We start from the raw sequence: 13,613 nt of genomic DNA, 5'->3' as shown, positions 1-13,613 counted from the left end.
AGTTAAACAAAGAAAGAGGCAGGCAGGCTTATCAATTACTTACCTGCTTCTTCTTCTTCCATCCAGTTTAATAATTCGAGGTAGGTTTGTGTAAGCTGGGTTTTGTCCTCTTCTGAGCCTGTCAAGCGCGATAATTGCAGATTAAAAATATCATGATGCGACCTTTCGTTAAGGTAGGATGATGTTTGGTTTTCAGTTTCATCCGGAGTTAAATCGTTTTCAGCAATGGGCTGCATCCGGATGATTTTTAGGGCAAACAGTTCGATGTTTTTATTTTTAAGGTCTTGTTTTATTTCTTCTAACAAATTGCCCGAAACTAAGCCATGTGGCGTTTCGAGTATTACCTCAGCCCAAGCCGTTAATGAACTTTGATTAGCGGGGGCTTGGCTTATACCCTGCTGTATTTGCGTTTCGTTGCCTTTAAAACGCAACAAAGGGCGGTTAGTTGGTACAAGTAAGGGCGTAATTGATGGCGGATTTTGTCCTTCAATTTTTACCAATACTACTTGCTTGGGGTCGGCATGTTCGGTAAAATCGAGGGGGATGGGCGAGCCTGAATAGCGGATATTTGCATTTTGTGCTACCATTTGAGGCTTGTGAATATGGCCAAGAGCAATGTATTGGGCTATATCCGGAAAAACATGGCTGCCAACTTTGCCTTCGTTGCCAATATAAATATCGTGTTCGGCGCTGGGAGCTTCAATCGAATCGCCAGCGGCAAATAAATGCCCTGTACAAACCACTGGGATGCCTTGTTCGTGATAAGGTTGCAGTAAAGCGGCCATTTGTGTATAATATTGCTCAATACCCGTTTTTATGCGCTCAATACGGGCTGCATAATCTTCGTTGCTGCTTGTTGGTGCGGGCAAATCGCTCATGCGTATATACGGCATTGCGCCTACTACGCCAACTACGTTGCCTTGGTGGTTTTTAACAGGTATAATGGTGTTTTGCGGCTGTTGGCTATTAAAATTACCTACTACCGAAATATTAAAACTGCTAAGTAACTGACTGGGCGCGTTTAGGGTGAACGGCGAGTCGTGGTTGCCTGCTACAATAATTATATGTGGGCAAATTTGGTGTGCCTGACTTAAAAAATTGTAATACAACTTGTAAGCACTATTGGCAGGGTAAGCCGTATCGAACACATCGCCGGCAACTACCAAAGCATGGGGTTGATGGGTTTGTATTTGTTCCAACAGCCAGTTGAAAAACAAACTATGCTCTTCGTCTCGGGTATTTTCGTGCAGGCGTTGGCCTATATGCCAATCGGCGGTGTGCAACAAACAAAACATATTTTTGTGTTTTTGTTTGAGTTAGTTATAAATAGGGAACTTGTTTTAAATAATAATTTGTTTTCGCCGGAGTTCAAATTGTTGTCCTAAATAAACACGGCGCACCTGTTCGTCGGCGGCAAGCTCTTCGGCGGTGCCTGCTTTTAACAAATTGCCTTCAAAAAGCAAATAGGCCCTATCGGTAATTGAAAGGGTTTCTTGTACGTTATGGTCGGTTATAAGCACGCCAATATTGCGGTATTTAAGTTTGGCCACAATAAGTTGTATATCTTCAACGGCAATAGGGTCAACGCCGGCAAAAGGCTCGTCGAGCAAAATAAATTTGGGGTCGGCGGCCAAGGCGCGGGCAATTTCGGTACGGCGGCGCTCACCGCCCGACAGCACATTTCCATTGTTTTTGCGCACATGTTGTAGGCCAAACTCGCTTAGTAGCAGTTCTAATTTTTCGGTTTGCTGGGCTTTGGTATAGTTTTTCATTTCGAGCACGGCCTTAATATTGTCTTCAACGCTTAGGGTTCTGAATACCGATGCTTCTTGGGGTAAATAGCCTATACCTAAGCGCGCCCTTTTGTACATAGGTTGGTGGGTAATTATAGTGTCGTTTAAATAAATATGTCCTTGGTCGGGTTTAATGAGGCCTACTACCATATAAAAGGTAGTGGTTTTTCCGGCACCATTAGGCCCTAACAAGCCAACAATTTCGCCTTGTGCCACTTGCACCGACACGTTGTTTACCACCGTCCGGGCACCATATTTTTTTACCAAAGCATCGGTGCGCAATAACATAACAATAAGAAATGATTAAATGAGTGTGAGTTTAAATTAAAGAGGAGCTAAAAATACGAAAATTAAATAAGTGTGTAGCAATAGTACAAAGGTAGAAAAAAAACATAATTGCGCCTTAAACTGTTCATGCGCCACTACCAAAATTTTTAAGGCTAAAACCAAGCTAATTATGGCTTAGTATGGATGCTATTTTTTGCCTCTTTTTCGGACAAATTTACCTTTGCCGCTATTTTTAATTAGATTATGGGAGAGCTGTAAAATACATTTTTCCGGATAGTAAAATAGGAGAAAAAAAATAAGTAGCTTTGCCCAGCCAATCATACAAAAATATAGCACATCTGTATTTAAATGCTATTTATTTCATGCTGCCTAACGCACCAACCAAGCGCCAACAACAACCTTAATAAACCATGAGCGTAACGCAACAAATTGCCGACATTAATTATTTATTTTCGGCCAACGACTACGATTTTGGCTTTCGAAAACTGCTTGATGCTGTTTTAGATACCGAAAGCCTTGCACTTTATCAGAAAGCAATTACACTAACCGACTATAAATATGCCAACAAAACCGAGCAGTTTTTAACTACGGCCAACGAAATATTAGCCGAAATGGCTTCTATACCCATGCCAAACCCCAAACTAATGGGGCAAACCATTTTAACAGCCAATCAAATTACTAAAAGTTACGGTGTAGGTAAATTTAAATTAGGTCCTGTGCAGCTAAATATTGAAAGGGGCGGTGTTTATGGCTTGGTTGGCGAGAACGGCAATGGCAAAACTACCTTGCTTCGCTTGTTGGCCTCCGATTTAGCACTAACCGAAGGCAATTTTGTGTATTCGTTTTTACCCCCTGACGCAAGCCAATATACGCTGCGCACTGAATTAGTTTATATAGGGCACCGGTCGCCCAAACGTTACGGCAGCGTAAAAGATAATTTAAAAATGGTGGCTACCCACTATGGATACACAGGGCAGCATAACGAGCTAATTGTGCTGATGATGATTGCCCGAATGGGACTATGGCCTTTTAAAAATTTAAATTGGGCGGAGTTGTCGTCGGGGTATAAAATGCGGTTTGAGCTGGCGCGTACCCTGTTGCGCAAACCCGAAATTATGCTGTTAGATGAGCCTTTGGCTAATTTAGATGTGCTGGCGCAACAAGTGGTGCTCGAAGACATTAAGTCAATTGCCAAATCGGCAACCAACCCTATTGCCGTAGTACTTAGCTCGCAACAACTTTACGAGGTTGAAAAAGTATCGGACAGGGTAATTTATTTGCGGAACGGTAAACCCGACTCGGCATTAGGCTTGGGCAAGTCGCATCCGGATGAATTAGTAATTGAATTAGACACTTCATTAGATCGGCAAAATTTGGCGGCAAAACTCGCTTCCTTGTCGCCAACGGCCATACAATATAACGGCGGTATTTATGTGATTAATTTTACCAAGCGCAGTTTTAACGAAGTGCTATTGGTGTTGGCACAACAAGAGGTTCCGGTAATATATGTCCGCGATATATCAAAATCGACACGCCGGTATTTTGTGCGCTAATTTGTTTCTATCAGTCAAATATTGTTTAATTTTTTCTTCTTTTATTAGTTTTTCTTTACTTGCCTGTTTATGATAAGCCGCACCCTTAAACAAATTGATACGTTTTTGTTAGAAAACTACCCACTTTTATGGAATACTAAATTAGTGTGGATACTTCCGGCAGCCTTGGTTTTTCATTTGATATTTTTTTTAATTGGCTTTGTTCAGGTTGCCAATCCGGATATTTTACGACAGCCATCATACTTGTTTGACGAACTTTTTTACCGTAGCGGAATGATGCTGTTTTCGGTTATTGTATCTATTTTGTTGTTAGTATATTGGCTTGTTCATTTTTTTAAACACAATGCCTTTAAAGATTTTTACCCTTTAAAATCCGGATTTTTATATGCACAATTCGCATGTATAGTTTTGGTAATTTTTGCTTCTACCTCGTACTATTTAAGCTATAAAATAGCCCTAAGTTTGCGCGTCAGAAGTGCCTATCCCTTAACCGAAGTTAAAAAAGATATAGCCCTTTACAACGAAATAGCCCCCTATTTTTCGAACAGTTTCAACAATTATGCCTTTTACAACAAATCTTACCCGCCCCCACTGCCATTGTTGCATAATGAGGATGGCTATTTTTATCATTTTTGGACAAACCTCGATTCGGCAAAATGGCCGTATGATGAATTTGAAAAATTTGTTGATGGATTGCCGTCTGTAAATGAACATTATTTTTACACTTGGAACATAGACAAATTAAAAGCAGATGGCATTGATTTTAAAATTGGCAGCGATTGGTTGAATGATACTAATGAGTATGACTACTACACACGAAGACAATTATACAGCGAATATGAGTATTTAGTAAACGGGCAGCCCGAGATTTTATTTTTACCCGCCACATTGGGGGTAGATATGTTTAAATATCGCAGTTATGTAAATCCCAAAGATTACTATACTTCGTTTGAGCCTTCGTATTTAAACTACGCCCATAAGGCAATTGACGTTTTTGACGAACGAACAACCAGCCAATTAGCCCAAATTTGGCATACCGAATTAACGAAGCAAAATAAGGCGGCTATTTTAAAAAAAATGGATGATTTTTCCTTTTAGCCAAAAAATATAAAATAGAACATAATTTACCCTCGGCACAAGCTTGGTTAGCTATCGTCTTTAAAAACCCCGTCAATTTTGAAATAGCTGGGTTGATAAAAAATTATAATCCCCAAAATACTGCTTACCCCAACTATTATGATGGGGATGACGGCGATAATAAATACCTCTATACACCCTATTTTATTGATACAAACAGTATTGATAACGTTTTTAATAATATAGGATACGCATATAAAGACATGTTTAATATATACGAATGGTTTGTATTTTTGTGGATTGCCGCAGCTATGGCCCTCTTAATTTTTATATACCGTACAACCAATTTGCGCAGTATTATTTTTAGTGTTGTTACCGCCAGTATTTTATTAGTTTTAATAGCCTTATTGTTGCTTGTAATTGCAATTGGAAGCAACTATAATGATGGGGTTTACCTTTTTGTATTTACTGTTACCTATTTGGCATTAGTCATAACTTCGGTTATAGGCAATAATACGGTTATAAACAAAACCGTATCTGCTGTGGCGCATATATTATCTTTGGTGGGGTTTGTACCATTTATTTTAATGTGGGTATATTACCTGTACGATGAATACCGCGGCAGCAGTTTAAACAGCAGTAATTGGCTAACATGGACAGAAGCTAACTTGTATTGGCTTAGCTATGTAGCATTGTTATTGTTTGTTGGGTACTATATACGCCAAATTATAATATGGCGTGCTAATCCGGATAATTAAATTGCCAAACAAACTCAACTTAACCCAACTCAACTCAATTCAACTCAATTTAAGGTTTTTACCGTTCCCAGTAGTTTTGCTCTTCAATGTCGTCTAATATATTAACATAGTTCAAGTACCTTGAGTCGGCAATTTGCCCCTCCTCAAGGGCTTGTTTTACGGCGCAGCCCGGCTCGTTGCGGTGTAAGCAGTTATTATAGCGGCAGTTGAGCAATAGCTGGCGCATTTCTACAAAATAATGGCTTAGTTCTTCGGGTTCAAGGTGTACGATGCCAAACTCTTTAATGCCCGGGGTGTCAACAATAAAGCCGCCGCCGTTAGCTGCCGGCAGTGGGTGCATTTCGGCAAAAGTGGTGGTGTGCATACCTTTGCCACTAAACCCCGACAACTCGTTGGTGCGCAAGTTTAAATTGGGAAATAAACTATTAATTAACGAAGACTTACCCACCCCCGAATGTCCGGATAATAAAGTGGTTTTACCTTCAAGCTGTTGCGCAAGTAGGTCTAAGCCGTGCTGCGTGCTGGCCGATGTAACCAAACAAGTATAGCCTAAATACTTGTACAAAAGCGTAAAATCGTCTAATAGCTGTGCCTCTTCGCTTGTTAGCAAATCATGTTTGTTAAATACCAAAACAGTGGGTATATGGTACATCTCGGCGGTGACCAAAAAGCGGTCAATAAACCCCGTTGAGGTGCGCGGCTGCGACAAAGTAACAACTAATGCGGCTTGGTCAAGGTTGGCGGCAATAACGTGGTCGTGGTGTTTTTTGCGGGGCGATGCTCGCATAATGTAGTTGTTGCGCGGCTCAAAGCCTACAATTAGCACCTTATTAGTGCTGCCTTGCTCGGGCTCAAGCAATACAATATCGCCTACGGTAATTGGGTTAGTAGCCTTAGCCGCATCTAAGCGCAATTTGCCCTTTAAACGACCTTCTACTATTTGGTTGTCGTTGGTAAGCAGGGTGTACCAGCTACCTGTTGAGCGTAAAACTCTACCTTTCAAATAAAAAAAAATTAAGTTCTAAAAATGAAAATTGGGTCTGTTTAAGCTGCGGCCTGCTATTTTTAACAGCAGGCATAAATTGCTAAAACCCGTAAGTAAACTGTTTGAAGGTGCACAAAGTTCCGGAATAGATGCAGTAATAGCAATTTTTTTATCACAACTACCATTTTTTAAAGGGCAAATTAAATAGGAAGACGCAAATAGCCGCTAATTTTTTCCGGAAGTTAGAAACTATATTTGCGCTGTTATTAACTATCTATATCCGGATGCTGAAGCGCAGTGGGTAACAGTCTAACTAAAAAAAATCAAATAAATAAAATAATGAGTTATATTGTAGTAGATATCGAATCAGATGGGCCAATTCCAGGCGATTATTCAATGATATGCTTTGGCGCTGTATTGGTTGATGAAGCGCTTAATAAAAGTTTTTATGGAAGGATAAAACCAATTTCGGAAAATTATATTCCTGAAGCGTTGGCTATTTCCGGATTTAGCAGAGAAGAAACTTTGAGTTTTGACCATCCGGTTGAAGTAATGCAGAATTTTGAAAACTGGATAAAAGAAAATTCCAAAGGCAAGCCAATATTTATAAGCGATAATAATGGTTTTGACTGGATGTTTATTTGCTGGTATTTTCATCATTTTTTAAAACGAAACCCCTTTGGCTATTCTTCAAGAAGGCTTTCGGACTTATATTGTGGCTTGGTTAAAGATAGTTTTGCCCAGTGGCGACATTTAAGAACAACCAAACACACACATAACCCGGTAGATGATGCTAAAGGAGTGGCAGAAGCACTGCTTTATATGAAAAATGAAATGAATTTGAAAATTGGTTTAAAATAAGGCCGGTTACCAATAAGGCAAAAACTTATCCGGCAAAAAAAATCTATGTATGCAACCATAATAAGCAGGTAATCATCTAAATAAAACATAAAATAAATACGATGAAAATTAAACCTGTACTTTTAACGTATTGCCTCATAATATTGGCTTTAACTGGTTGTGATAAACAGTATGATTTTGATTTAGGGGAATTTCCGCCAGTTGTCTATGATGAGAAATATAAAGGTTACGAAGAGAACCCCTTCGTAAAAGTAACAACCGAGCCAGTTTCTACATTTTCTGTAGATGCAGATGGCGGCTCTTATGCTAATATGAGGCGATATCTTTATTTGGGGCAAACTCCGCCCAAAGCCTCAGTAAGAATTGAAGAGTATATTAATTATTTTACATTTGATTATCAAGAGCCTACCTCCGGAGAAAATGTTTCTTTGGAGTCTGAAATATCAACTTGCCCATGGAACGCAAAAAATTATTTGCTTAGGCTTGGTATAAAAGGTTTGACCATACCTGCCAATGATTTGCCTAACTCGAACTATGTTTTTCTAATTGACGTTTCAGGGTCAATGAATTCACCAGATAAACTGGGGATTTTAAAAATTGGTTTTAAAACCCTCACTGACAATTTAAGAGACCAAGACAGAATTTCAATTGTTACTTACGCCGGCGATGCTGGTATTTTATTGGAGTCGGCTTATGGAAGCGAAAAAGACAAAATAAAATCGGCAATAGATAAATTAGGAGCAGGTGGCTCAACAGCGGGTGCTGCCGGCATAACTACAGCTTATGAAATAGCACAGAAGAATTTTATTGTGAACGGAAATAACAGGGTAATATTAGGCACAGACGGCGATTTTAATGTTGGACCATCTACAACAGATGAGTTGGTTAAATTAATTGAAGAAAAACGTCAAACCGGTATTTACTTAACTGTACTTGGGGTTGGCGAAGGAAACCTTAACGACCACATGATGGAACAAATTGCAAATAAAGGAAATGGAAATTATGAATACATTGACAATGCTAAACAAATTCAAAAAGTTTTTACCTACGAACTAACAAAGTTTTATACCATAGCCAAAGACTCCAAAATACAGCTTACATTTAATCAGAACATGATTGAATCGTATAGGTTAATTGGGTATGAAAACCGCAAATTAGATAGCGAAGAATTTGAAAATGACTCGACAGATGCCGGAGAAATTGGCTCAGCGCAAACAATAACCGCCTTATATGAAGTGGTTCTATTAGATGCTTCGAACAAAGAGAAATATGCCCAGTTTGAATTTAGGTATAAAAAACCAAATGAAACCCAAAGTCAACTAATTACACACGATATTAGCATGATTCCAAAGGAAATAAATTCTTGTTCTGAAAACATGAGATTTGCAGCATCAGTAACCGGATTGGGATTGTTAATGAAGCAGTCTAAATATAAAAGGGGGTTGACCAAACAAATGGTGTTAGATTTGGGCGAAAAAGCTACCACTTTCGACCCTAACGGATACAGAAAAGAATTTATTGAATTGGTAAAGAATTGGAATGACTAAAAAAATAGCCAAACAAATGCAGACAGGTAGTTAGCCTTAAAATCATTAATTTGCGCATTGCCCGCCGAACTTTACCCGCTGACGCAAACTTGAAATTGACTTAAAAACTGTTTAAACCGTTTCCGGAAAAACGAATTTTTTACCTCTCTGCGAGTTAGTTGAAGGGATAAATAGTGAAGCCAGAATTATTTTAAAAAAAATGTCATTTTTTTTGGCCGTTTCAAACAAACACCCTACTTTTACACAACCATACAGGCACATTCACGTTTGTTGAACCTAACATGATACATATTGGCACCATTGCGGCAATTATATAGTGCGTGCTTCTGTTAACTGAAGATTGTCGAAAATTTGCCGGATAGCCTATCGTAATTTATAGAGGTTTCAAAGTAAACCTTTCTGTGTTTGTATGGTTTTTTTGTTTTTTTATGGAAGCTACTCTCATTTGTATTGGCGATGAGCTGCTTATTGGCCAAGTTGTAAACACAAACGCCTCGTGGATGGCCGAACAGCTAAGCATCTTAGGCTTTAAAGTTGCCGAAATTATTGCCATCGGCGACAACCACGAGGATATTAAAACCACCGTTGACCGCGCTTTAAAAAAAAGCCAGGTGGTATTAATTACTGGCGGACTTGGCCCCACCAAAGACGATTTAACCAAAAATGCTTTAGCCGACTATTTTGGCAGCGAATTAATACTTTATCCGGATGTTTTAGCCCAAATGAAGGCTTATTTTGCCAAACGCCAATTCCGCAAATTACCTTCGGTAGAACAATTAGCATGGTTGCCAAATAATTGTACTATCCTCAACAATACCAAAGGTTTGTGTGTGGGCATGCTTTTTCAGAAAGAAAATAAAATAGTCGTTTCTATGCCGGGTGTGCCCTCCGAAATGAAAGCTATTATGACTGACGAAGTGCTGCCGCGCCTGCCCAAGTTATTTAAGCTGCCCACTATAATACATAAAACTTTGCAGTGCGCAGGATTAGGCGAATCGCTACTTGCCGATGAAATAAAAGGTGTTGAAAAGAGCCTGCCAAACCATATAAAATTAGCTTATTTGCCCTCGCTGGCCATTGTACGGCTGCGCCTCTCGGGATGGGGAACCGACGCCGCCGCACTTCAGCAAGAGATGGATGGTTTTGCCAAAAAAATCTCTGACATTCTTGCCCCCAAATGGCAATTTGGCACCAACAACGACACCTTAGAAGCGACCATCGGCCAACTGTTATTGGACCCAAAAGCCACCATTTGCACCGCCGAAAGCTGCACCGGAGGACAAGTGGCAGCCTATATTACTAATGTTTCGGGCAGTTCGGCCTATTTTAAAGGCAGTATAGTAGCGTATGCCAACGAGGTAAAACAACAATTTTTAAACGTACCCCAAACCACCCTCGACAAATATGGCGCGGTAAGCGAAGAAACAGCCCTTGCCATGGCAACCGGCGCTCGCAAGGTTATGCAAACCACCTATGCCATTGCCACAACAGGTGTTGCAGGCCCCGATGGCGGCACTCCCACAAACCCCGTAGGCACTGTTTGGATAGCCGTAGCAGGCCCAAAGGGCAGTTATGCCATAAAGCACAGGTTCGCCCGCGACCGCGAAACAAATACTAAAATGGCCGTTTTAAATGGTTTAGTGTTCTTGCGGCATTTATTATTGGGTTTGTTGTAATTTTGCAATATGCCGCCCTTGCCTATAAATACCCTACCAATAACAGTAATAACCGAAATTGGCAACCATGCTTTGCCTGCGCTTAACCAGTATATACAAAAAAACTTAGCTACGCACCAGTTTATTATTTTGGCCGATACCCAAACAGCAGCATTTTGCTGGCCGGTTTTAAGCCAAACAATTGCAGACTTAAAATCTGCCCCACTACTCATTTTTCCGGATGGCGAAGCCCATAAAACCCTCGAAACCTGCCAAAGCCTGTGGCATCAATTACTTCAAAAATCGGTAAGCAGGCAAACTATTGCCCTATTATTGGGCGGCGGTGTGGTGGGCGATTTGGGCGGCTTTGTTGCAGCAACCTATAAACGCGGCCTTAACTACGTGCAAATACCAACCTCTTTACTGGCTATGGTAGATGCCTCGGTGGGCGGCAAATTAGGAATTGATTTTGAAGGCGTAAAAAATGCTGTTGGCCTGTTTGGGCAACCACAAGGCATTTATATTGACCCTGTTTTTTTAAAAACATTGCCCAAACGCCACCTTTTTAATGGTTATGCCGAAATGTTAAAACACGCCCTCATTGCCAACCAAAATTATTGGCAAATGCTTGTACAGCCCAAATTTTTAGAGGCAACAACAGAAAATCCGGAGGAGTGGACGCAGCTAATTCAATTGTCGGTGGCTATAAAACAACAAATTGTTAGTGCCGACCCCTACGAAAATCATCAGCGTAGAGTGCTGAATTTTGGCCACACAGCAGGCCACGCTTTAGAAAGTGCGGCTTTAACTCAACTGCCCCCAAATAGCCTATTACACGGCGAAGCCGTTGCGGTAGGTATGGCTATAGCCTTAAAACTGTCGGTACAGTTAGCGGGTTTAAATCAAACAGTGGCAAATAACGCCATAACGGCGTTGCGACAACTATACCCCAATGCTTTTTCTGTAGCGCGGCAATTAATTGAACAAAATATAAATGACGTTATGGCATGGATGCACAACGATAAAAAAAATGATTCTGCCGGAATAGAGAGAACCGAAAATATCAATATGGTTTTACTGCAAAAAATTGCCCAACCTGTTATTATGAAAGCAAAATTGCCGGATATTAGAACTGCTATGACCGAACTGCTGCTGCAGTAAACAACCACCGGCATAAATTTTTCCGGATAAGATAAATTTTCTTTTTGCTAAGCCAAAATAAAACTATCTTTGCGCCTTGTACAAACAAATGTAATTTTATTGTAATTATTTAAAATTTACCCATTTGATTGAACTTTTTTAAATCTAACAATGTTTAGGCCTTGCATAAGCTTTAGCGCAATTAAATACTTGAATTGCTGCTTCAAACAACTATCTTAAACAAACAAACAACCATCTTTATTTAAAAAACAATTATTATTTATTACTATGTTTTGGACTCTCGAACTTGCCTCGCACCTTGAAGAAGCCCCCTGGCCTGCCACCAAAGATGAACTAATAGACTACGCCATCCGTTCGGGTTCTCCTATTGAGGTAATTGAAAACCTGCAAGAGTTAGAAGAAGAAGGCGAACTTTACGAATCTATTGAAGATATATGGCCCGATTACCCCACCCACGAGGACTTCATGTTTAATGAAGACGAATACTAATGCTTATAAAGCTAAAATATAATATAAAACTACAAACTATACAAGGGTAGTCAAATTTTATATATCCGGATAAGACCGATCTAATGATTTAGTTCTTGTTTTGTTTTTCCCAGTTTCTTGGATTAACAAATAAACCCTCCGGAATTTAAACTTATTTTAAGTTATAAACTCTGGAGGGTTTGTTATATATCTAAATTTTAAATGCAGTAAATTGTTTACGTTTTACCTGTTGCCAACACCATTTTAATTTTTAAGCGGCTACCCAACGACATCACATCAACTAAGTCTTGCATAGTTAAGTTGCGGTCTAAGCGCAATACTACGGTAGGGTCGGTAATACCTTTGGTGGCTTCCATTAATTTGGGTTCAAGTTGTTGAAAACTAACAGGCTCTTTGTCTAAAAAATAGGTTTTATCGGCGGTAATAGTTAGCGATATCTGTTTTTTGCTAAGTGTTTGGTTACTGTCTGATTTTGGCAGTAATATTTTAATTACATTTGGGTTTACAACAGTAGCAATAATTAGAAAAAACAACAGCAAAAAAAACATAATGTCGTTTAACGATGCAGTTGCTACTTCGGCCCTGAATTTATGTCGGCGTTTAAGTTTCATGGGTGTTGTTGTATGGGTATCGTAATTTTTAGTTGATGAGGTGGGTGCACTAAAATGAACGGTATAACTATACTATACCCGCTGTTGAAGAATAGATTTAAATTGCAGCGTTTTTTCTTGAATGTGTAAAGCGAAGCGGTCAATTTTAGCTTGTAGCAGGTGATATCCGGCATAGGCCATTAAGCCAACTATTAAGCCCGCGCCCGAGGTAATCATTTTTTCATATAAACCTCCGGCTATAATGCCAATACTAATATTATCTTGCAGCGAAATATCGTAAAAAATCCGGATGATACCTGAAATTGTGCCCACAAAGCCCAGCATAGGGGCAATTCCGGCAATAACACCCAAATAGCCTAAGTTTTGCTCCATTTTTGCCACTTCAATATCGGCCTGGTCGGTTATTGAGTTTTCAATGTCCGAAAATTTAAATCCTATTAAGCCTAAACCTTGGTTTAAAATACGACCTAAGCTCGAATTTTGATTTTCGCAGGCTTGCCGTGCCTCGGCCAAATGCCCTTGTTGTAAATGGTTGCGCAGGGTTGGCACTAAATTGTGGTTTATGCTGGCATTTTTATTAATGTAAATAAAACGTTCGACAATTAAATAAATAGCCCATATTGATAGCAACACAATAGGAATCATTACAATTCCACCTTTCCAAAGCAAATCTAAAACCGATAGCTCGGCTACCGTTTCGGTGGCGGCGGGCAGTGCCACTTGAGTAGTAGATACAGGTGGTAAATTAGTAGCTGGTGGGGTTACAGGGCTGCCATTTTGCCAAAGCCAAAAAACAAATAAATGCAAAAACTGCATACATTTAAAAATAAAAAGT

General features: G+C 39.7%; 13 protein-coding genes. 8 read left to right on the top strand and 5 right to left on the bottom strand.

Annotated features, from left to right (window positions below; genetic code table 11):
• Positions 1–35 precede the first annotated feature (35 nt).
• Positions 36–1,295 carry an exonuclease subunit SbcD gene (gene sbcD, locus IPI59_06170; protein MBK7527130.1) on the bottom strand — a complete coding sequence of 420 codons (1,260 nt, stop codon included), beginning with the start codon at positions 1,293–1,295 and terminating at the stop codon, positions 36–38.
• Between the two features lie 45 nt (positions 1,296–1,340).
• A complete protein-coding gene (lptB, locus tag IPI59_06165; protein ID MBK7527129.1) occupies positions 1,341–2,081 on the bottom strand; it encodes an LPS export ABC transporter ATP-binding protein in 741 nt (246 codons plus the stop codon).
• Between the two features lie 410 nt (positions 2,082–2,491).
• On the opposite strand from lptB, the gene IPI59_06160 reads away from it, so the two are divergent.
• The 3 genes from IPI59_06160 to IPI59_06150 all read left to right on the top strand — a co-directional run bounded on the left by IPI59_06160 (position 2,492) and on the right by IPI59_06150 (position 5,469).
• A complete protein-coding gene (locus IPI59_06160) occupies positions 2,492–3,634 on the top strand; it encodes an ABC transporter ATP-binding protein (GenBank protein ID MBK7527128.1) in 1,143 nt (380 codons plus the stop codon).
• A 69-nt stretch (positions 3,635–3,703) separates the two neighbouring features.
• On the top strand, positions 3,704–4,732 hold the full coding sequence (locus tag IPI59_06155) for a hypothetical protein (protein ID MBK7527127.1): 1,029 nt from the start codon (positions 3,704–3,706) through the stop codon (positions 4,730–4,732).
• Between the two features lie 92 nt (positions 4,733–4,824).
• The gene (locus IPI59_06150; GenBank protein MBK7527126.1) at positions 4,825–5,469 is read left to right on the top strand and encodes a hypothetical protein; all 645 of its coding nucleotides are present in this window, start codon (positions 4,825–4,827) and stop codon (positions 5,467–5,469) included.
• 58 nt (positions 5,470–5,527) lie between these two features.
• Here IPI59_06150 and rsgA read toward each other — a convergent pair whose 3' ends face one another.
• Positions 5,528–6,472: a ribosome small subunit-dependent GTPase A gene (rsgA, locus tag IPI59_06145; protein ID MBK7527125.1), complete on the bottom strand. Its 945-nt coding sequence runs from the start codon at positions 6,470–6,472 to the stop codon at positions 5,528–5,530.
• Positions 6,473–6,793: 321 nt separating this feature from the next.
• Between rsgA and IPI59_06140 the strand changes: the two genes are divergently transcribed.
• The 5 genes from IPI59_06140 to IPI59_06120 all read left to right on the top strand — a co-directional run bounded on the left by IPI59_06140 (position 6,794) and on the right by IPI59_06120 (position 12,167).
• On the top strand, positions 6,794–7,315 hold the full coding sequence (locus IPI59_06140; protein ID MBK7527124.1) for an exonuclease: 522 nt from the start codon (positions 6,794–6,796) through the stop codon (positions 7,313–7,315).
• A gap of 101 nt (positions 7,316–7,416) precedes the next feature.
• Positions 7,417–8,862 carry a von Willebrand factor type A domain-containing protein gene (locus IPI59_06135; protein MBK7527123.1) on the top strand — a complete coding sequence of 482 codons (1,446 nt, stop codon included), beginning with the start codon at positions 7,417–7,419 and terminating at the stop codon, positions 8,860–8,862.
• A gap of 428 nt (positions 8,863–9,290) precedes the next feature.
• Entirely contained in the window at positions 9,291–10,538 is a 1,248-nt protein-coding gene (locus IPI59_06130) for a competence/damage-inducible protein A (GenBank protein MBK7527122.1), read from the top strand.
• 9 nt (positions 10,539–10,547) lie between these two features.
• Positions 10,548–11,678 carry a 3-dehydroquinate synthase gene (aroB, locus tag IPI59_06125; protein MBK7527121.1) on the top strand — a complete coding sequence of 377 codons (1,131 nt, stop codon included), beginning with the start codon at positions 10,548–10,550 and terminating at the stop codon, positions 11,676–11,678.
• A gap of 267 nt (positions 11,679–11,945) precedes the next feature.
• Positions 11,946–12,167: a DUF2795 domain-containing protein gene (locus tag IPI59_06120; protein MBK7527120.1), complete on the top strand. Its 222-nt coding sequence runs from the start codon at positions 11,946–11,948 to the stop codon at positions 12,165–12,167.
• 215 nt (positions 12,168–12,382) lie between these two features.
• On the opposite strand, the gene IPI59_06115 is transcribed toward IPI59_06120, so the two are convergent.
• Positions 12,383–12,778, bottom strand: coding sequence for a biopolymer transporter ExbD (locus tag IPI59_06115; GenBank protein ID MBK7527119.1), 396 nt, complete (start codon positions 12,776–12,778; stop codon positions 12,383–12,385).
• Positions 12,779–12,850: 72 nt separating this feature from the next.
• Positions 12,851–13,594, bottom strand: a complete 744-nt coding sequence (locus tag IPI59_06110; GenBank protein MBK7527118.1) for a MotA/TolQ/ExbB proton channel family protein — start codon at positions 13,592–13,594, stop codon at positions 12,851–12,853.
• Positions 13,595–13,613 lie beyond the last annotated feature (19 nt).

The organism is Sphingobacteriales bacterium, from assembly GCA_016706405.1.
GTDB lineage: Bacteria > Bacteroidota > Bacteroidia > Chitinophagales > UBA2359 > BJ6.
The sequence above is the reverse complement of the archived record's forward strand: the minus strand, read 5'-3'. Positions and strand labels throughout refer to the sequence as shown.

Bases quoted from the DNA above. Each gene is read 5' to 3' on its own strand.
- IPI59_06120 (MBK7527120.1), top strand. From the start codon at position 11,946: ATGTTTTGGACTCTCGAACTTGCCTCGCACCTTGAAGAAGCCCCCTGG.
- lptB (MBK7527129.1), bottom strand. From the start codon at position 2,081: ATGTTATTGCGCACCGATGCTTTGGTAAAAAAATATGGTGCCCGGACG.
- IPI59_06160 (MBK7527128.1), top strand. From the start codon at position 2,492: ATGAGCGTAACGCAACAAATTGCCGACATTAATTATTTATTTTCGGCC.
- aroB (MBK7527121.1), top strand. From the start codon at position 10,548: ATGCCGCCCTTGCCTATAAATACCCTACCAATAACAGTAATAACCGAA.
- IPI59_06155 (MBK7527127.1), top strand. From the start codon at position 3,704: ATGATAAGCCGCACCCTTAAACAAATTGATACGTTTTTGTTAGAAAAC.
- IPI59_06115 (MBK7527119.1), bottom strand. From the start codon at position 12,778: ATGAAACTTAAACGCCGACATAAATTCAGGGCCGAAGTAGCAACTGCA.
- IPI59_06140 (MBK7527124.1), top strand. From the start codon at position 6,794: ATGAGTTATATTGTAGTAGATATCGAATCAGATGGGCCAATTCCAGGC.
- IPI59_06135 (MBK7527123.1), top strand. From the start codon at position 7,417: ATGAAAATTAAACCTGTACTTTTAACGTATTGCCTCATAATATTGGCT.
- IPI59_06110 (MBK7527118.1), bottom strand. From the start codon at position 13,594: ATGCAGTTTTTGCATTTATTTGTTTTTTGGCTTTGGCAAAATGGCAGC.
- IPI59_06130 (MBK7527122.1), top strand. From the start codon at position 9,291: ATGGAAGCTACTCTCATTTGTATTGGCGATGAGCTGCTTATTGGCCAA.
- sbcD (MBK7527130.1), bottom strand. From the start codon at position 1,295: ATGTTTTGTTTGTTGCACACCGCCGATTGGCATATAGGCCAACGCCTG.